This is a genomic window from Ereboglobus luteus, from assembly GCF_003096195.1.
Lineage (GTDB): Bacteria > Verrucomicrobiota > Verrucomicrobiia > Opitutales > Opitutaceae > Ereboglobus > Ereboglobus luteus.
Genome location: NZ_CP023004.1, coordinates 3,330,912 through 3,349,062, shown reverse-complemented (window position 1 = coordinate 3,349,062; position 18,151 = coordinate 3,330,912). Strand labels below are relative to the sequence as shown.

The 18,151-nt window shown below is 63.2% G+C and carries 16 protein-coding genes; 8 read left to right on the top strand and 8 right to left on the bottom strand.

Annotated elements, in window-relative coordinates:
- Positions 1–8: 8 nt before the first annotated feature.
- The 4 genes from CKA38_RS12250 to CKA38_RS12235 form a co-directional block, all read right to left on the bottom strand.
- Positions 9–1,295, bottom strand: coding sequence for a DNA polymerase Y family protein (locus CKA38_RS12250; protein ID WP_161554886.1), 1,287 nt, complete (start codon positions 1,293–1,295; stop codon positions 9–11).
- Between the two features lie 22 nt (positions 1,296–1,317).
- Entirely contained in the window at positions 1,318–4,404 is a 3,087-nt protein-coding gene (locus tag CKA38_RS12245; RefSeq protein ID WP_108825732.1) for an efflux RND transporter permease subunit, read from the bottom strand.
- 154 nt (positions 4,405–4,558) lie between these two features.
- Positions 4,559–5,770: an efflux RND transporter periplasmic adaptor subunit gene (locus tag CKA38_RS12240; protein WP_108825731.1), complete on the bottom strand. Its 1,212-nt coding sequence runs from the start codon at positions 5,768–5,770 to the stop codon at positions 4,559–4,561.
- Between the two features lie 15 nt (positions 5,771–5,785).
- The gene (locus CKA38_RS12235; protein ID WP_108825730.1) at positions 5,786–6,487 is read right to left on the bottom strand and encodes a TetR/AcrR family transcriptional regulator; all 702 of its coding nucleotides are present in this window, start codon (positions 6,485–6,487) and stop codon (positions 5,786–5,788) included.
- A gap of 268 nt (positions 6,488–6,755) precedes the next feature.
- Here CKA38_RS12235 and CKA38_RS12230 point away from each other — a divergent pair, with 268 nt between their 5' ends.
- Positions 6,756–7,895 carry a hypothetical protein gene (locus CKA38_RS12230; protein WP_236919029.1) on the top strand — a complete coding sequence of 380 codons (1,140 nt, stop codon included), beginning with the start codon at positions 6,756–6,758 and terminating at the stop codon, positions 7,893–7,895.
- Positions 7,896–8,015: 120 nt separating this feature from the next.
- Here the strand turns inward: CKA38_RS12230 and CKA38_RS12225 are convergent, their stop codons facing one another.
- From CKA38_RS12225 to CKA38_RS12215, 3 genes are all read right to left on the bottom strand, one after another.
- Positions 8,016–9,329 carry a homoserine dehydrogenase gene (locus CKA38_RS12225; RefSeq protein WP_108825728.1) on the bottom strand — a complete coding sequence of 438 codons (1,314 nt, stop codon included), beginning with the start codon at positions 9,327–9,329 and terminating at the stop codon, positions 8,016–8,018.
- A gap of 76 nt (positions 9,330–9,405) precedes the next feature.
- On the bottom strand, positions 9,406–10,878 hold the full coding sequence (locus CKA38_RS12220; RefSeq protein WP_108825727.1) for a flippase activity-associated protein Agl23: 1,473 nt from the start codon (positions 10,876–10,878) through the stop codon (positions 9,406–9,408).
- Positions 10,875–11,840 carry an FAD:protein FMN transferase gene (locus CKA38_RS12215; RefSeq protein ID WP_161554885.1) on the bottom strand — a complete coding sequence of 322 codons (966 nt, stop codon included), beginning with the start codon at positions 11,838–11,840 and terminating at the stop codon, positions 10,875–10,877. The genes CKA38_RS12220 and CKA38_RS12215 overlap by 4 nt, the downstream gene beginning before the upstream one ends.
- Positions 11,841–12,037: 197 nt before the next feature.
- On the opposite strand from CKA38_RS12215, the gene CKA38_RS12210 reads away from it, so the two are divergent.
- From CKA38_RS12210 to CKA38_RS12195, 4 genes are all read left to right on the top strand, one after another.
- A complete protein-coding gene (locus CKA38_RS12210) occupies positions 12,038–12,622 on the top strand; it encodes a hypothetical protein (protein ID WP_108825725.1) in 585 nt (194 codons plus the stop codon).
- A 36-nt stretch (positions 12,623–12,658) separates the two neighbouring features.
- A complete protein-coding gene (locus tag CKA38_RS16785; RefSeq protein WP_108825724.1) occupies positions 12,659–14,005 on the top strand; it encodes a Gfo/Idh/MocA family protein in 1,347 nt (448 codons plus the stop codon).
- An 8-nt stretch (positions 14,006–14,013) separates the two neighbouring features.
- Positions 14,014–14,673: a discoidin domain-containing protein gene (locus tag CKA38_RS12200; RefSeq protein ID WP_108825723.1), complete on the top strand. Its 660-nt coding sequence runs from the start codon at positions 14,014–14,016 to the stop codon at positions 14,671–14,673.
- A gap of 174 nt (positions 14,674–14,847) precedes the next feature.
- Positions 14,848–15,558: a dolichyl-phosphate beta-glucosyltransferase gene (locus tag CKA38_RS12195; protein ID WP_108825722.1), complete on the top strand. Its 711-nt coding sequence runs from the start codon at positions 14,848–14,850 to the stop codon at positions 15,556–15,558.
- Between the two features lie 26 nt (positions 15,559–15,584).
- Here the strand turns inward: CKA38_RS12195 and CKA38_RS16520 are convergent, their stop codons facing one another.
- On the bottom strand, positions 15,585–17,387 hold the full coding sequence (locus CKA38_RS16520; RefSeq protein WP_261341372.1) for a vWA domain-containing protein: 1,803 nt from the start codon (positions 17,385–17,387) through the stop codon (positions 15,585–15,587).
- Positions 17,388–17,393: 6 nt separating this feature from the next.
- Between CKA38_RS16520 and CKA38_RS16515 the strand changes: the two genes are divergently transcribed.
- The 3 genes from CKA38_RS16515 (at position 17,394) to CKA38_RS16505 (ending at position 18,149) form a co-directional block, all read left to right on the top strand.
- Positions 17,394–17,651: a hypothetical protein gene (locus tag CKA38_RS16515; protein WP_236919028.1), complete on the top strand. Its 258-nt coding sequence runs from the start codon at positions 17,394–17,396 to the stop codon at positions 17,649–17,651.
- Positions 17,652–17,675: 24 nt separating this feature from the next.
- On the top strand, positions 17,676–17,870 hold the full coding sequence (locus CKA38_RS16510) for a hypothetical protein (protein ID WP_236919027.1): 195 nt from the start codon (positions 17,676–17,678) through the stop codon (positions 17,868–17,870).
- 138 nt (positions 17,871–18,008) lie between these two features.
- The gene (locus CKA38_RS16505; RefSeq protein WP_236919026.1) at positions 18,009–18,149 is read left to right on the top strand and encodes a hypothetical protein; all 141 of its coding nucleotides are present in this window, start codon (positions 18,009–18,011) and stop codon (positions 18,147–18,149) included.
- The last annotated feature ends 2 nt before the right edge of the window (positions 18,150–18,151 follow it).

Below are 18,151 nucleotides of genomic sequence, written 5' to 3'. Positions count from 1 at the left end.
ACACCCCATCACTGATTCCCCCTCCGAAAGCGCCCTTTCAGCGACTTGTCGATCTCCTCCAGCTCCGGCTTCGGGATTCGCGTGAATGCAATCCGCATCGGCGCGTCGGCAGTCGCGCCGTGCGCGCCTCCGAAATAAACCGTGTTCTTGCCGAGCACGCGATTGATCTCGTCCATCGCGCCGAGCAAACGCCCGCGCGCCCGCTCGTTCGCCGCCTCAAACAAATCGGGCGTGTGCGCCTCCGCCTTCAACAACCGAAACAGCATCACGCCGATGCGCACCGGCGCTTTTTTCGCGACACCCGGCTTCGCCATGCGGCGCGCCCATAATTGCGAAAGCGCGCGCGTCAGCGCGATCGTGTCCTGCGTCTCGTTGAAGTGCAGCGCGTCGCTCCATGTCGTGTCGTCGCCGTGCGCCGCGTAAACCTGCAGGCCGCCCGCGAACAAACCCGAGTCGCGCAACCGCATCGCCGCCTTTTGCAGCAGGCGGTGCAGCACGGCGAGCGCCGCGGTGTTGTTGCGCAACTCCGGCGGCAGCACATGCCCGTGCCCGACCGACTTGTCGCCCTCCTGCTCGAAAAACGGCAGGTCCTCGCAATGCAGCAGCCGCCACAACCGGTCGCCGACAACGCCGCGCCAGATCGCGCGCATCTCGTCGCGCGACAGCGCGTAAAGCTTCGCAACCGTATCCACGCCACGGATGCGCAACCGCTCGTCCATGCCGCGCCCGATCCCTGAAATATCCGATGGCCGCAGGTGCAGCAATTTTGCGGGGATGTCGCCTTCGTCGTCGTTCAGCACCACAAGGCCGTCCGGCTTTTGCATGTCCGACGCCACCTTTGCCAGCAGCCAGTTTGGCGCGATGCCGATGCTGCTGCGCAGGCACTCCCCCGCCCTTCTCGCAATCTCCGCCTTTATTTTTTTCGCCACCGCAACCGCCTTCGCCGGCTCCGACCACGTGCCGCGCAACTCGCACGTCACTTCGTCGATCGACTGCACCTTGCTCACGTGGATGCACGATTCGATAATGTCCACGAGCCTCCGGTGATAATCGATATACACCTCCGGTCGCGACTCGACGATGTGAAGCCCCGGGCACATGCGGCGCGCCTCGGCCACGCGCACATTGCGCGTCAGTCCGGCCTTTTTTGCCTCAAGGCTCACGGCGATGCACCCGGTCGTCTCGGCCATCACCGGCACAATTCCCACCGGCCGTCCGCGCAATTCCGGCCGCTCCTGTTGCTCGACGGAAGCGAAGAAGGAATTAAAATCAACGACCAAGGCGCGAAGAGGCACAACTGAAAATGAGAAACGCGAATCACGCGGATGCAAGTGCCGTTATTTTTCCGCGTAAAACCAATCGCTTAAAAAATGCGAACACGTCATCGACCAGCGTGTAGGTCACCGGGATCACGACGAGGCTCAGGAGCGTGGAGGTCATCAGGCCGCCGGCCACGACGATGGCCATTGGGAAACGGAAGCTGGGGTCGCCGCCGGCGAGACCGAGGATCACGGGGAGCATGCCGCCAGTCATGGCAAGGGTTGTCATGATGATGGGGCGGGCGCGTTTGTGGCAGGCGTCGAGTATCGCCGCGAGGCGCGCCATGCCTTTCTCGCGCGACATGATTATGTATTCGACGAGCAGGATGGAGTTTTTTGTGACGATGCCCATCAGCGTGAGCAGGCCGATGGCGGCGGCCATCGAGAAACTGTTTCCGGTGACAACGAGCGGGAGAAGCGCGCCGCCGAGCGCAAGCGGAATCGCCATGAGGATTGTCACGGGTTGGAGAAAATCGTGGAAGAGGAGCACGAGGACGCCGTAGACGCAGAAGAGGCCGACGAGCATGGCGATGCCGAAACTTTCGAACATTTCCAACATGCGCTGCGCCTCGCCCTGCTCGGCGATGAAGACGCCCTCGGGGAGATTTTTGAGAACGGGGAGCTCCATCGCCTCGTTTAAAACCTCGCCGAGACTGCGTCCGTTGAGCTCGACCGAAACGGTGATGTTGCGCGACCGGTCGAGGCGCGTGAGCATGGCGGGGCCGCTGCCGAGCGCGACGCGGGCAACGTCGCCGAGCGCCACGGTGGCGCCATCGGCGGCGGGGACGCGGAGTTGCGAGAGGGCGTCGATATCCGCGCGCACGCCGGGCGCGAATCCGACGCGGATGGGGATTTGGCGCTCGGGCAGGTTGAGCTTGGCGAGGCGCGCGGCGTAGTCGCCGCTGGTGGCGACGCGGGCGGTGTCGGCGATTGCCTGCGTGGTGACTCCGAGCGCGGCGGCGCGGGCGAAATCGGGCGTGACCTGGATTTCCGGCGCCTCAAGCGCCGCGGTGGAAATGACCGCGCCGGTGCCCTTGAGCGTGCGGAGTTGTGTTTCGAGGAGCGCGGCGGTGGTTTCGAGTTGCGCGGGGTCGTCGCCGGCGAGCGTGATGTCGAGCTTGGCGCCTTCGCCGCTGACGCCGACCTCGACGCGCACGCCGGGAAGAGTGGCGAGCGCGTCGCGAATGTCGTTTTCTATTTCACTCTGCTTTCGCTTGCGGGTGTCGAGGGGCGTGAGCGTGACGGTGAGCGTGGCCGACGCGCAGTCGGCGAAAACGGAGGCGTCGGGGCCGTCACCACTCGCCGCGGTGCCGATGGCGGCGAATGTGGTTTTCACCTCGGGTATGCGCGCGATTCGCGCGGCGGCCTCGGCGGCGATTTTTTCGGTTTGCCGGAGGGAGGAGCCGGGGGGAAGCGTGAGGAGCACGCTGGTCTGGGCGCGGTCTTGCGGCGGCACCATCGCGCCGTTCAGAAGCGCCGCGAGCGAGAGGGATACGGCGAGAAAGAGCGCGACCGCGGCGGCGGTGGTTTTGCGATGCGCGAGGGCCTTTCGCACGAGGGCGAGATAGGCGCGCATTAGCCGGCCGTCCTTTTCCTCCCCGCCCGCGGAGGCCGGTTTCATCCACTTGGCGGCCATCACCGGCGTGAGGAGACGCGCGACGAGCAACGAGGCGAGCACGGCGGCGGCGGCGGTGATGCCAAACTGGCGGAAGACGAGCCCCGGTATGCCGCCCATGAACGCGGTCGGCAGAAAAACGGCGACGAGCGTGAGCGTGGTGGCGACGACGGCGAGGCCGATTTCTGACGTGGCCTCGCGCGCGGCTTCCGCCGGGGTTTTTCCGAGGCGCGAGTGGCGCGCGATGTTTTCGATTTCGACAATGGCGTCGTCAACAAGCACACCGATGACAAGCGACAGGGCGACGAGCGAGATGACGTTGAGGCTGAAACCGGAGGCGTGCATCGCGATGAACGCGGGAATGATGGAGAGCGGAAGCGCGGTGGCGGCGATGAGCGTGGCGCGCCAGCTTTTGAGGAAAATGAAAACAACCACGATGGCGATGAGCGCGCCTTCCCAGAGCATGCGCATGGAGGCGTCGTAGTCCTCGATGGTGGGCCCGATGGTGGTGGCGGCCTCGGCGATTGTGACATCGGGAGTTTTTTCGCGAAGGGAATCGAGCGCGGCGCGAACGCCGTTGAGGACGTCGATGTCGGAAAATCCGTAGGCGCGCTTGATTTGCACGGCGACGACCGGCAGGCCGTCAACATGCGCGAGCGAGGTGCGGTCGGCGAAGGTGTCGGTGATGGCGGCGATCTCGCCGAGCCGCACGGGGATGTTGCTTTTCGGCCCGGGAACGTGGAGCGCGGCGATATCGTCGAGCGTGCGCGGCGCGCCGAGTGCGCGCACGTTCTGGCGGTTCGCGGAAATCTCGGCGCGCCCGCCGGAGAAGTCGGCTTGCGTGGCGCCGAGCGCGGCGGAAACGTCGGTCGCCGTGATGCCGAGGGCGGTCATCGCGTCGGGGTCGAGATCGACGTGGATTTCGCGGTCGATGCCGCCGAGCCGCGCGACCTCGCCGACACCGCGCACGGAGAGCAGGGTTTTGGTGAGCTCGTTGTCAACGAACCATGAGAGCTCGGTTTCGTCGAGCTTGCCCGAGCGGACGGCGTAGGTGGCCAGAATGTCGGGCTGCGTTGTTTCCTTGGAGACATTCGGCGGCGTCATGTCCGCGGGCAAATCGTTGCGCGCGCTTTCGACGGCGTTGCGAACCTCGTTCAGCGCGGCCTCGGAATTTTTTTCGATTTCAAAGACAACGACAATGCTGACGAGGCCGTTGGTGATCGTTGTTTGGATGTAGTCGAGACGGCTGAGCGAGGCGAGCCTGTCCTCGATTTTGCGGGCGACCGCGGTCTCGAGCTGCTCGGGCGCGGCACCCTCGAGCGCGGCGGAAATGAAGACGACGGGCATTTCCGCCTCGGGCATGCCTTGCACAGGCAGCGCGCGAAAACTAAAGATGCCGAGAATCGTGAGCAGGATAAACAGAAGCGCAACGGGCACGGGGTTGCGAATGGCCCAGGAAGAAATGTTCATGTTGAAAAAATGCGAAATGGGAGTGCTGCGATTGGCGGATTGAGTGGCACGGGCGACTCGCCCGTGTTTCTGGCGTTTGAAATGGCGCGTGCATCAGTGAAAAACCACATGGGCGAGTCGCCCATGCCACACGATCCGATTTCGATTTTCGGTTTTAGTTTGCATTGGCGACGAGCGTCACAGTCGCGCCGTCGGACAAAAACGCGCCTCCGGACCGCACAACGCGCGCGCCGGGCGCGAGGCCCCTGATGATTTCCACGCGTCCGTCGCGGCGTCGTCCCGTCTCGACGCGGATGCGCGTGACGGTGCGATCGTTTTCGGGCGGAAGCGTGTAGAGGTAATGCAACCCGTCGCGCAGCACGAGCGCGGTCTCGGGAACGGTGAGCGCGGGCGTTGTTTCGCGAATGATATTGCCGCTGGCGTAAACGCCAGCCCTCGCGTTTGCCGACGCGGGCACATCAACATAAACGAGCGTGCGCGCGGTGTCCCTCGCGGCGGCGGGCGCAAGGGCGCGGACGGTGCCGGTGATGCGCGCGCCATCTGAAAGTTTGATGACGGCGGCTTGCCCGGGCCGGATGTCGCGGGCGTGTTGCGCGCCGACCTCCGCCTGCCATTCGATGCGTTGCCTGCGGATGATTCGAAACAGCTCCGAGCCGATGCCGGCAACCGAACCGAGCGTCGCGGTGCGCGCGGAAACGACGCCGTCATCCGGCGCGACAATGGTGGTCTGTTGCAAGCGGATGCGCTGGTTATCGAGATCGGCGCGCGCCATCGCGAGCGCGGCGGCGGCGGTCTTCTCCGCGTTGATGCGCTCGTCGTATTCCTGCTCGGTTTGCGCGCCGGAGGGCCTGAGCCGAAGCGCGCGGTTGGCGTCGGCTCGCGCGACGGCGTGCAGGGCCTCGGCGGAATCGACCGCGGCTTCGAGGCGGCGCAAATCGGCGCGAACCGCATCCTGCGAAAGCATCGCCAGCGGCTGGCCTTGTTTCACGACATCGCCGACATCCGCGAGGATTTTTGTGATGCGCAGCCCGTCAATTTCGGAGGCGACAACGGCTTCCTGCCACGGCGCGAACCAACCGCTGGCGGGAACGGAAACATCCCACTCGCATTGCTCGGGCGTGACGACTGAAACGGCGAGAACACTTTTGGCAGACGAAGCGGATTGCGTTTGCGATTCAGCGGCGGCGTGGACGGAGGTGATGCCGCCAAAAATAAGGGCGACTATTTGGAGTGCGGCGGCAGAGCGAAGCGGCGACGCCGCTTTGAGATTCTTGTGATTTCTCAAAACGCTCGAAAACGGTGTCGCCGGCCTGCGGCCTTTGCCACCGCACTCCAAAGCGGCGGCACTGTGTTTCGTAAAGCTCATGGCGAACTTTCCTGGTTATTCGGTCTTTGCGCGCGGAGTGCTGAGGACGCCGTTGATCATGGTGTCGATTGTCCAGCGCACGCGTTCGCGCGGGGTGCCTTCGAGAAGTTTTTCCCGCAATGCGTAAACGCGCGGGTAATTTTCCTCGGAAATTTCATCCATTATTTGCTGCACCGAGCCATACGACCGCGCATGACGGCGGCGGACATCCTGCTCGGCGGCGATCGCGGTGAATTGGAGCAGAAGCGAATCCACGGCCCAGGCCGCGCGATCATCGTCCACGCCGCCCTCGCGCAGAAGCGCAAGAATGGTTTCGAGTATGCGCAAGGAATTGGGTCCCATGGAAACACTGGTGAGCGCAAGCTGCCCGAGGCCGGGCATGGACATGAGGATTTTGAGATACGAAAACAAAACCGCGCCCAGACGCTCGCGCCAATCGCCCTTGGACGCGGGCGGGATGACGACCTTGCCAAGCGCGCGCTCGAGCATGAGCGAAAGCAGCGCGTCGAGGTTGTCCACGTAAACGTAAAGCGAGGCCGGGCCGGTATCGAGCGCCGCCGCGACCTTGCGCAAGCTCAGCCCGTCAAGCCCCTCGCGCATCATGATATCGAGCGCCGCGGAAACGATCGAATCGACACTGAGCGGCGCTTTCGCAGGACGCTCGCGACGGGAAATGCGCTGACGGCGTGAGGGCAAATGCGGTGATTCGGTAGTCATGATGAGAAACGAAAAACATCAACGAACACTGTTCGTCAAGAACAATGTTCGTCACGAACGATGTTTGTAATTCATGTCCAGCCCGACGTTTTCCGAAATACAATCGAGAAACATCAAACCGTTTTCCTCTCACACCCCATACGCGCGCCACAAAAACAGGGCCGTGAATAGGGCCGCGAGACAGCATCTCTTTTGTGTGCAAATCCGCCCCTGCCCGCTTGCACACATCCCCCGCTTCCGTTTGATTGTCATATTTCGCGCATATCGCATGACCATATTTAAACGCCCAACTTCACTTTTACCGCTCCTGTCGTTCCTGCTGGCATTGTTGCCGGCCGATATGCGTTGCGCCGGTGAATCCGCCCCGCCGGCAAACCCGCTCGAAGCCTACAAAACAAAAATCACCAACAACGTCACCATCACCTACCCCGCCGACGAGCAAACCTTCGCGGACGAAATCCTGCTGAGCTACCAACTCCCCCTGCGCATTCTTGACGACACCAGTTTTGACGCCCAGCTCGCCCGATGGAAAAAGAATGACCTCGCGCTGATCGCAAAAAAACTCGCGCTCGAAAAACCCACCGAGGCCATGAGCGCCTCCTTCGACCAATTCCGCGACATCTGCCGCCCCGCCGTTGTCGAGGAAATCGGCGAGGTCCGCATCTACCACTTTTCCGACATCAAGGCCGCGCAGGCATCCGGCGCCCTGCCCGACGGTCTCGGCTACAACCCGGAAAACGAGGCGCTCAGCATCGCCAACCACATCACCGCACCGCGCGCCGGACGCGCCCGCGCTCGCGTCGTCCCCATCGTCCTCATGAAAAAGGACCCCGGCATGACCGATGAAAAAATGCGCCTCTTCAACGCCACCATCCGCGACATGCGCTGGCGACTCGACGAGGCGATCTACAACGCCTACTGCGGCAAGCTCTACGAAATCGCGCGTCCCTCCATCATCTCCACCATCGACAAGGCCAGCTTCCCGCTCTGGATCGTCGATGGCATGGTCAACATCATCCCGCTCTCGATCCTGCGCTCGCACAATGCCAATCTCAGTTACGAGCAACTTCTCCAAGCGCACACGGCGCGACCGTCCGACTTCGAAACGCACGCCGCGGGCATCAACCTCGACACATGGATCGGCACGCGCACCGCGGCGACGCCGAAGGCCGCGGTTGATTCCTACTCCTACCTGGCGATGCTCGTCATCCTCGACGCGATCAAGGAAAACGGCGAGGACTGGATTCCCCCGCTGTTTGAGCGCATGCGCGCGCAAAACAGCCCCGCGTTCAACATGGGCGCCATCTACAAAATCTACACCGAGATCACCGGCGGCAAAGACCTCCGGGAAAATATCGCCAGCGTAAAGGAGCGCCTCGCGAAAAAGCAGGGCGCCAATCCCAGCTGAGCGTTTTTATAAAAATAGCGCGGCCGTTTTTGGTGGGACGGCTGCCAGACTGTCGCCAGCGCTCGAAGCGCTGAAACAGCCGCGCTTGGCGTCCCCCAAAAAACGGCGCGCGCGCGTTTCTTATTCGAAATGCTCCACGCGCAACAGCACGGGTTTCGCCTTCACTTCCGAAAGACGCGCGATCCGTTTGAGCGCTTTTTGCAACGAGGCTTCCTTGCATGCGTGCGTCATGATGATGAGCGGCACGTTTGGCTGCGCCGCCGGGTTTTCGGGCTGCACGACCGATGCGATGCTGATCTTGTTGTCGCGAAAAATCGCGGCCACGCGCGCAAGCACGCCGGGTTTGTCCTGCACGCCGAGGCGGATGTAGAATTGCGAAACGCTTTCGCTCGCCGGCATCACGCTGGCGCGCCTGCCGTAATCGACAAACGCGGGCACGCGGCGCGGCGTCCCGTTGACGAGGTCCGTGGCGGCGTCGGCGATGTCGCCGAGCACGGCGCTGGCCGTGGCGTCCTTGCCCGCGCCGCGTCCGTAATAAAGCGTGTCGCCCACGATGTCGCCGCGCACAAACACGGCGTTGAACACGTCGTTCACATTGGCGAGCACGTGCTGCTGGGGAATGAGCGCGGGATAAACCGAGATTTGCACCTTCTCAGACTTGCCGGCGCCGGCCGCCTTCACGATGCCGAGCTGCTTGATCGTGTAGCCGAGTTTTTCGGCAAACTGGATGTCGGTCTGCGAAATCGAGCGGATGCCCTCGACGAGAATCTTTTTCTCATCAACCCAAAAACCGTGCGCGAGCGAGGCGAGGATGTGCGTCTTGTGCATCGCGTCGTAACCGTCAACATCGAGCGAGGGCTCGGCCTCGGCATAACCGAGCTTTTGCGCGTCGCCGAGGATTTCGGCAAACTCGGCGCGCTCGTTTTTCATGCGCGTGAGGATGTAATTGCAGGTGCCGTTCACGATGCCGTAGATCTGCGTGAACCGGTTCCCGACGAGCGCCTCGCGGATCGTCTTGATGATCGGAATGCCGCCCGCGACGCTGGCCTCGTAATAAAGGTTGGTGTTGTTTTTGGCGGCTGCCGCGAAGAGCTCCGGGCCGCACTTGGAAATGAGCGCCTTGTTGGCGGTAATGACCGGCTTGCCGAGCTTGAGCGCGGCGAGCACGACGGTTTTTGCCAGGCCGGTGCCGCCCATCAGCTCGATGACGACCTGAATCTTGGGATCGTTCACGACAGTCGTCCAATCGGTCGTCATGGTTGCGACGGGGATTTTATACGGGCGCGGTTCGTCGAACGCCTTGACCGCGACTTTCGCGACCTTGAGTTTGACGCCGAGGCGCGCCGTCATGAGGGCGCTGTTTTTTTCAAGGGCGCGGAAAACTCCGCTCCCCACAGTGCCGCCGCCAATCATGCCGATGTTGATCTGTTCCATAAGTAAAAACAGAAAGACTGAGGCGAAAGTCCCCCGGGCAACAATCTTTTTTCTCAACCGCTGGGACGTCCGGGCATCAACGCGAAATGCTCACAAAATATCCAGGGCGCAGTTCAAACACGCGCCAGCCCGCGCCCGTGGCGGAGGGATCGAGCTGGTAGCCCGTGTGAATCACCAGCGCGAATTCCTTCAACTCCTCCGACGAGGGCGCGCCGGCCTCCGAGAAAAATCCCGTCCGCTCCCGGGCCGCGCGAAAATACCAGGGCAGCGGCCAGTAGTCGTTGCCAATCACCGCCGTCATCGCATCCGCGGGCAGCGCCCTGGCGACGCGGTCGAGCTCCGCGTCCGCATCCGGCAGCGTGGGCACGTAAACGAAAGGGAACGCCGCGCTCGTGGGCGCCTTGAAACTCGACACAAGCGCGGGCGCCAGCAGCCCCGCGGCCACGACAAGCGCGCACGCCGCGGCGCGCCACCAGCGCGGGCGCCGCCCCAGCGCCCAAATCCAGCCGTGCGCCGCCAGCGGCACAAACGACGCCAGCGGCGCCAGCATGAGCCACGGTGTCTTGTATTTGATTATTGAATACACAACAACCTGCGCCGCGCCCGACACCGCCAGGAACAGCGGCAGCGCCGGCACATGGTGCCCCACATAGCGGTTTTTCCTCCGCCGCCACGCCATGACGCCGCCGGCGATCGCGAACAGGCCGACAACGCCCTCCCCGACCGGCCAGCCTCCGGGCCGGTAAAACCCGAGGCATTCCACCGCGTAATACCACCAGCCCTTTTCATGCCCGCCGCCCGTGCGATAGGAAAACAGCGTGCGCCACGCGTCGGCAAAGCCGCCGGGATGTTTTCCGAAGTTGGAATACAGCAAAAACGAAATCCCCATCGCCGCCGTCGCGACCAGGGCAATCCTGGCCGCCCCCGCGCCCCGCACGGCATGCCATGTTTTTTTCGGCCACAACGCAAAGGCGGCCGCCGCCCAGCTGAACGCGATAATGCACCAGGTTTCCTTCGTCGCGTGCATGCAGCCGAACGCCAGCGCGGTCACAATCAGCCAGCGCGCGCGGCGCGTCTCCAGCCAACGCGCCACGGCAAACGGCACAGCGAGCGCGCACAGGGCCAGCAGCGTCTCGTGAATCGCCATGCGGCTGAAATACAACAGCATCGGCGCGATGCCCGCGAGCAGCATCGCCCGCCAGCGGGCGCGCGAATCCCCGCCGGCGCACGCGCCCGCAAGCGCCGCGAGCAACAGCCCCGCGAGCGCGGGCTGCAGGCGAAACTGCCACGCCTGAAGTGTATCCAATTTACGGATACCAAGCGCGCGCATCAGCGGCAGGTTTATAAAGTGCGGCAGCGGCCCGTGGTAGTGCGACGGGTCGTAGCGGTATTTTCCCTCCTCAAGCAAATCGGCGAAAATATACGCCTGCACCGCCTCGTCTGCGTGCATCGGCCGCGAGCCCAGGTCCGCGAAACGCAACACCGCCGCGAGCGCCAGCAACAGCACCGGCGGCAGCACAACAAGCCAAGCGCGCGGGTTGTTTTTCATGCGGGCCAGCTGAGCGCGTGGGTTCGTTTGATTTGCGTCCACACACCCGAGCGGCGGCAGATGTGGAGCCGTCCGTTTGTGTCCTCGGTGATCGCGGCATGCCCCTTGCCGAGCTCGCGCAGCGCGCGCGCGATTTCCTCCGGCATCATCGTCATGCACGCAGTCGAGAGCGCGTCCGCGGCCGCGGCGTTCGGCGCGAGCACCCACGTGCGCAAATGTGTGTAGCTTTGCCCGCCCCGCCGCGGATCAATGATGTGGCGCCCCAGCTCCGACGTGCCCGAGCTGCTCAGCGAGCATTCGTGCAGCGTCACGGGGGTCGATTGTTTGTCGCCCGCGATGTTGACCACCCAGCCGCCGGGTTTCGGCTTGGCCGTGATGATGTTTTCGTAGGGGGACGCGTGCTTCGCGCCCGCAGTGACCGCGTGTTTTCTGGACGAGCAAGTGCCCGTCGCAAGCACGGAGCTGTTGCCCGCGCTCAGCAGCGCGTGCTTGATTCCCCACTCGCGCAACAAGTCCCGCGCACGGTCGACCGCAAAGCCTTTCCCGATGGCGCCGAGGTCGATTGAAATTCCCTTGTGCTCCACGCGCAGCGCCAGCGAATCCTCGGCCATTGAAACAAGCGCGTTCGCGCTCCGCTTGAGCGCGGCGCGCAGTTGCGCCATGGGCGCCTTTTTCGATTCGTGCTGTTTCGCGATGTCCGCCGCGTCGCCGACGGACACGTTAAACGCGCCCTCCGTCGCCAGCGATATCTGCACCGCTTGTTGCAGGCACGCGTGGCACTCCTCGCTGATCATGATCGTCTCGCCATCCTCGGCGTGATTGATCCGCCACACATCGCTGCCCTCCTCGAAACGGCTCAGGAGTTTTTCAAGCCGGTCAACTTCGGCAAAGGCGGCCTGCGCGGCCTGGCGCGCGTAGTCCGCGTCCGCATGACGTATGCGGAAGTCGAACAACGTGTTCATTGCCTCATGATTGAATGCGTGCGTGCCCATGCCTGTTTGTGCAATGTGCAAAAAGATATGCCGGTAGCCACAACTTCAACCAAAACTTCCCCTAAAATTTAGGAATGCCAGGCGTCGCATAATTATTCCGCATTTTTGGGCTTTTATAATTATTTCCTTTTATTTCAATTTGCCGTTTTAGTTTCAAGCAAACACCCATGACTAAACAATCTGACTCCGCCTCTGATTCAAGCAAAACTGCGCGCGCCTGTGCCTGCCCGGCCTGGCTGCCCTCCGGCGCCTCGCTCGGCTTCATCGTCCTGCGCCTCTGGATCGCCATCCGTGCCATCGTCACGGCCGTCGAGAAATTCACCGGCACCAAAATGCTGCAAAAACCCTTGCTCGATGAATTCGGCGAGCCCGACATCAACGGCGCGATGGTCGAGGTCAAAACCAAGGTTTACGGGCTTGAACATTACCACGGCATGGCCCCCGGAATGGAGGAATCATTCCGCGCCGAACCGCTCATGCCCGGCTGGATGCTCACCGCCTACGGCTACGCGCTTGGGCCGCTTCTTCTCATCACCGGCATCGCGCTCTTTCTCGGCATCGCCCCCCGCATCACTCTTTTTGTCCAGGGCCTCATCTATATGTCGCTCACCGTCGGCATGATTATGCTTGGCGCCCAAAACGAAATTCTCGGCACCGCCATGCTTGGTGTGCATGTCATCATGATCGCGCTCGCGCTCAAGTGGGTTGACCACAATCGCTGGTCGGTCTGCGGCTGCTGCGCAAAATACTAATTCGAACCGATTCCGTTTTTTGTTTTCCAAATAGACATGAGTAACACAAGCAACACTCCCATTTTCACCCGCCGCAAATTCCTCGCCGCCAGCTCGCTCGCGACCGCGGGTCTCGTGCTCTCGCGCACAGCCCCCTTCGCCATCGCGCAGCCCGGCCAGTCGCCCAACTCCCAGATCAACGTCGCCCTCGTCGGCCTCGGTTCGCAAGGACGCATCCTTCTGGAGTCGATGCTCAACATCCCCGGCCTCAAGTTCCGCGCGGTGTGCGACATCTGGAAATACGCCCTCCAATACGGACGCAACAAGCTCAAGAAAGCCGGGCACGACGTTAATGTTTACACCGACATCGAGGACATGCTCGCCAAGGAAAAGGACCTCGACGTCGCCATCATCGCCACGCCCGATTTCTGGCACGCACCGCACACCGTCGCCTGCCACAAGGCCGGCCTCCACGTGTATTGCGAAAAGATGATGTCCAACACCATCGAAGGCGCGCGCAGCATGGTCAAGGCCTCCGAGGCCGCCGGCAAGCTCCTCCAAATCGGCCACCAGCGCCGCAGCAACCCGCGCTACCTCCACGTTTACAACAACCTCATCAGGAACGCGAAACTCCAGGGCAAGTTTGTCGCCGCCAACGGCCAGTGGAACCGCGCCGTCACCGACGACCTCGGCTTCCCGAAAGCCTACACCATCGACGCCGCCACGCTTAAAAAATACGGCTATCGCGACATGCACCAGTTCCGCAACTGGCGCTGGTTCCGCGACCTCTCCGGCGGCCCCATCTCCGACCTCGGCTCCCACCAGATCGACATCTTCGCCTGGTTCCTCGGCGCGAATCCCTCCACCGTCTTCGCCTCCGGCGGCATCGACTACTACAAGAACCACGAGTGGTATGACAACGTCATGGTCGTTTACGAATACCCGCTCGCGCACGGCACCGTCCGCGCCTTCTACCAAGTGCAGACGGCCACAAGCTCCGGCGGCGGTTATTTCGAAAACTTCATGGGTGACGAAGGCAGCATCAGCATTTCCGAAAACCCGAAACTCACCGCGGCCTACCGCGAGGATCGCGCCCCCGAATGGGATCAATGGGTGAAGAAAAACTACCTTCGCAAAACCGCGGCCCCGCCCGAACCCGAGACGAAATCCGTCATCGACGTGCGCGAAACAAAGGCCCTCGCCGCCTACGAGATTCCTGTTGTGCTGAACAAGCCGATTCACCAGCCGCACCTTGAGAATTTCTTTGCCGCCGTCCAAGGCAAGGGCAAGCTCACCTGCGACGGACGCCACGCCTTCGAAAGCGAGGTGCCCATCTACCGGGTCAACGACTCGGTCGCCGCCAAGCAAGTCATCCAGTTCAAACCAGAAGATTACATCGCCTGATAATCACCATGAAAATTAAAACCATCCTCCTTTCCACACTCGCCCTCGCCGCCTGCGTCACGCTCAGCGCCCAGGACAAAATGGTGCCGTTCAAGACCACGCTGCCCAAGCCCAAGCTCGCCGGCACACCCGTGGCCATCCGCGTGCCCCATCTCGAAACCGCCGCCGACATCGACGCGCGCAAACCGGTGAAGGTGCCCGAGGGCTCCAAGAACCTCGCGCTCGAAAAACCCGTCACCTCCAGCGACTCGATGCCCATCATCGGAATGCTCGAGCAAATCACCGACGGTGACAAAGACTCCGACGAGGGCTGCTTCGTCGAGCTCGGCGACGGCAAGCAATGGGTGCAGATCGACCTCGAAAAAGCGCACAAAATCTACGCCATCGCGCTCTGGCACTTCCACTCGCAGGAACGCGCCTACCACGACGTCATCGTGCAAATCTCCAACGACGCCGATTTCCTCACCGGAGTGACGACTGTCTTCAACAATGACCACGACAACTCCAGCGGACTCGGCAAGGGCGCCGACAAGGCCTACACCGACACCAGCAGGGGCCGCGTGCTCCCCGTTGACGGCGTGAGCGGCCGCTACGTGCGCCTCTACAGCAAGGGCAACACCGCCAACGCCGCCAACCACTACATCGAAGTGGAAGTCTGGGGAAAATAATGATCCCCCGGGAATCATTGTTTTCAGTTTAACATTTGGGGCTTGGACGCGCGCAGCTGTCCAAGCCCCTTGTTTATTTCAGGGCGGGCAAATGTCACACGATGCGTCCCCTGCCCCTTTTTTCCGCCGCAATCCCAAACGCCAAACCCTAAACCCTAAAAATCTACGCGCGGCGTGCATCTTTCCATAGTCATCCCCGCTTACAACGAAACGCGCCGGCTGGCCTCCGCGATGCAAAAACTGGCGGCGGTGCTCGAGACTTTCTCCTTTTCACACGAAGTCCTTCTGGTCGTTGAAAAATCAGGGGACGATTCACTCGCGCTCGCCCAAAAAATCGCCGCCGCGCATCCCAACTGGCGGGCAATCGACAACCTGGTTCATCGCGGGAAAGGCTACGCGGTGCGCTCCGGCATGCTGCGAGCAACCGGGGATTTTATTTGTTTCATGGACGCCGACCTGAGCAGCGATCCCGCCGCCGTAAACGACGCGCTCAAAGTCATCGAAACCACGTCCGCGACCGTCGTTGCCGGCAACCGCAGGCATCCCGAAAGCGTGGTCACCCACAATCAGGGCAAATCGCGCCCCCTGCTCAGCAAGGTTTTTAACCTCACCGCGCGCATGCTTTTCCCCGGCGGCATAAAAGTCCGCGACACCCAATGCGGCTTCAAAATGTTTCGCGCCGACGCCGCGCGCGAAATCTTCACCCGCGCCCGCATCGACGGCTTTGCCTTCGACATCGAGATTTTCCTACTCGCGCACCGCCTCGGTTATGAAGTGCGCACGATCCCCGTCCACTGGACGGACTCCCCGTATTCAACCGTGCGCGCATTTCGCCACGGTCTCCAAATGTATCGCGACCTCCTGCGCCTGCGATTCAGGATGTAAGCGAACCGCAAAAGCACGCGCCGCGACTACACGCGACGCCGCACCAGCCGCACACCGATTCGCGTCAGCAATGCGTCAAGCAACGCCAGCGCGATAAACGCGGCGATCACCCAGCCGCGCACACTGCGCACCGTCGCGGGTCTCGGCGCGTCCCACACGCTTGCAAGGTCCAGCCGCTCCACGCCGCCGCTGCGCACGGACAACTGCCGCAATTCCTGCGCGCGCGCGCGGTCGAAATTCCATTCGAGCGACCCGCTCACCGATGCCGGGCCGAACACCAGCGTCGCGCTGCGCCCGCCTCGCCCGCTCCCGCCCACGCGCACCACGCCGCGCGCCAGGCGCCCCGGCGTCAGCTCCGTCGTCGCCCGAAAATGCCCCGGCTCGATTTTTTCCCACACAAGCTCGCGCACGTTCTCACTTCCAAGCCCCGCGCCGCTTTCGGCCAGCATCGCCACCGGGCCCGAGCGCGCGATACGCGACGCCCACGACTCGTCGTAAAACAAGTCCACCGCAAGCCGCCCGCCGCTCGTCTCCGTGCGCAAGCCCAGCCCCTGCGGCACATCCTCGCCCGCCAGCCAGCGGCACAACGTCTGCTCAAAATCGCCCAGTCCGCTCCACGCGCGCGCCGCCCCGGAATAGTTTCCGCCGAGCGCAAACGAAATCGCGCCCACGCGCCCCGCGCCCCGGGACCACACCGCGACAAGCGGCGCCTGATACTCGTCCGTCGTCACAAACGACGCCGTCGCGCCGTCGCGCAAATAACTCAAATTATAACCGTCCACCGCCGGCGGCCACTCCGGGGTCTTCGCGGCGATCTCGCCCCACCCCGCCGTGCCCGCCGCCTCGGTCAGCTCCTTCACAAACGCCGAGCGCGCGACCGACACCGTTTCCTGCGCAAAAATCGCGGGCAGCTCCGCCGCCGTCTCGCCGAAGAAGCACCGCCCGCCGCCCAGCGCCGCGATTTCCTCCAGCAGCGCCGCGTCGCTGTCCATGCGCGTTCCCATGCCGATCACGCTCACCGTCGCGCCCTCCGCGCGCATCTCCGCGAGCGTCTCCTTGTAATCATCCGGCTGCTCCGCGTCCGCGGCGTCGGCAAACAAAATCAAATGCCGCTGTCCGGTCCGGGCCTTCCGCAGTTCCGCCCAACCCGCGCGCAATCCCTCGCCCACAAAAATCCCTCCGCCTTCGCTCGCCACACGCCGCACCGCGCTGATCAACTTGTCACGGTTCGGCCCCACCTGCATCAACGGCACGACCTCGTGCGCCGTCGAATCCACCGCGTGCACCGACACCGCGTCATGGTCGCCCAAAAGCTCGATCGCCCGCGCCGCGCCCGTGTTCGCCAGGTCCATCTTTGTCTGCCCGCCGCCCGCGCTCGCGGCCATGCTCCCCGAGCGATCCATCACAATCGCCATCGCCGTCGCGAGCCGCCGCTGTTCCTTGCGCAACTCCATCGACACCGGCAGCAGCGCGTCCACGGGCGACGCAAAATAACCGCCCGCGCCGAAACTGTTTTCACCGCCCGCCATCAACAATCCGCCGCCCTGCTCCCTCACAAAAAAGTCCAGTCCGCGCAAAAACCGCGCGCCCACCCTGTGCGCGGGCACGTTGTTGATCACCACAAGCCGCGCCCCCGCGAACGCCGTCTCCGTGAGCGCCGCCGGATCGCCCGCGTGCTCCACCTCAAAACCCATCGCCGCCAGCAAACCCGCCAGCGGGTCGTCCGGATAATTTGAAACGAGCAGCGCCCGCGGCCCGCCCGTGACCTCCACCCACGCCTCGCCCGAATTGTTCTCGGGATGCGCGTCCGTCGCCGGCCGAATCCGCACCTCGTAATGCCCCGCCCCCCGGCCGCGAGCCGGTCGCTCAACTGCACATGCGCCGCGCCGTTGCGCAACACCGCCTCGCCGCTTGCCGCCACGCGGCCGCCCCGAAAAACCTCCCAAGGCACGCGCGCCGCGCCGTCCGCGCCCGGCCCCGAGCCGACAATAAAAAACTCCACCAGAAACGCCTCGCCCGGAAGCACCCGGTTCGGAACCGACACGCGCTCCACGCGAAAATCCTGCTCCAACCCTGCTCCAGCCAGCCTGTAATCAAGAGGCACGCCGCTGCGCAACATGCGCTCCGCCGCGTCGCCAAGCGGCTCGGTCGAAAACCCGTCGCCCAGAAGCAGCAATCTCGACGCGCGGCGTTGCCCCGCCGTCTCGATTTGCGCCAGGGCAAAATCCAGCGCCGCGCCCGTGCGCGTCAAATGCGTGCCCCCGCGAAACACCGGGTCGCCCTGGTCGCGTCTCACCGCGTCGACGGCGTAATCCACAAAAAACACCCGGTCATCGGCGCGTTTTGATCTCCTCAAAATTGATTCCACCTCCGGCGCCTGCGCCGCCGTCACCGCCGCCGCCGAGTCCGACCTGTCCGCCAGCACCCACAAATCCAACCCGCTTCCGCCCATGCGCGCCTGTGGATTGGCCAGCGCCAGCACGCACGCCAGCAGCGCCGCCGCCCTCGCCGGCTCAAACAGTCGCAACGCGCGAAACCGCCAGCCGATCACAATCAGCAGCGGCACAAGAAAAAACCATTCCGGCGCGTGAAA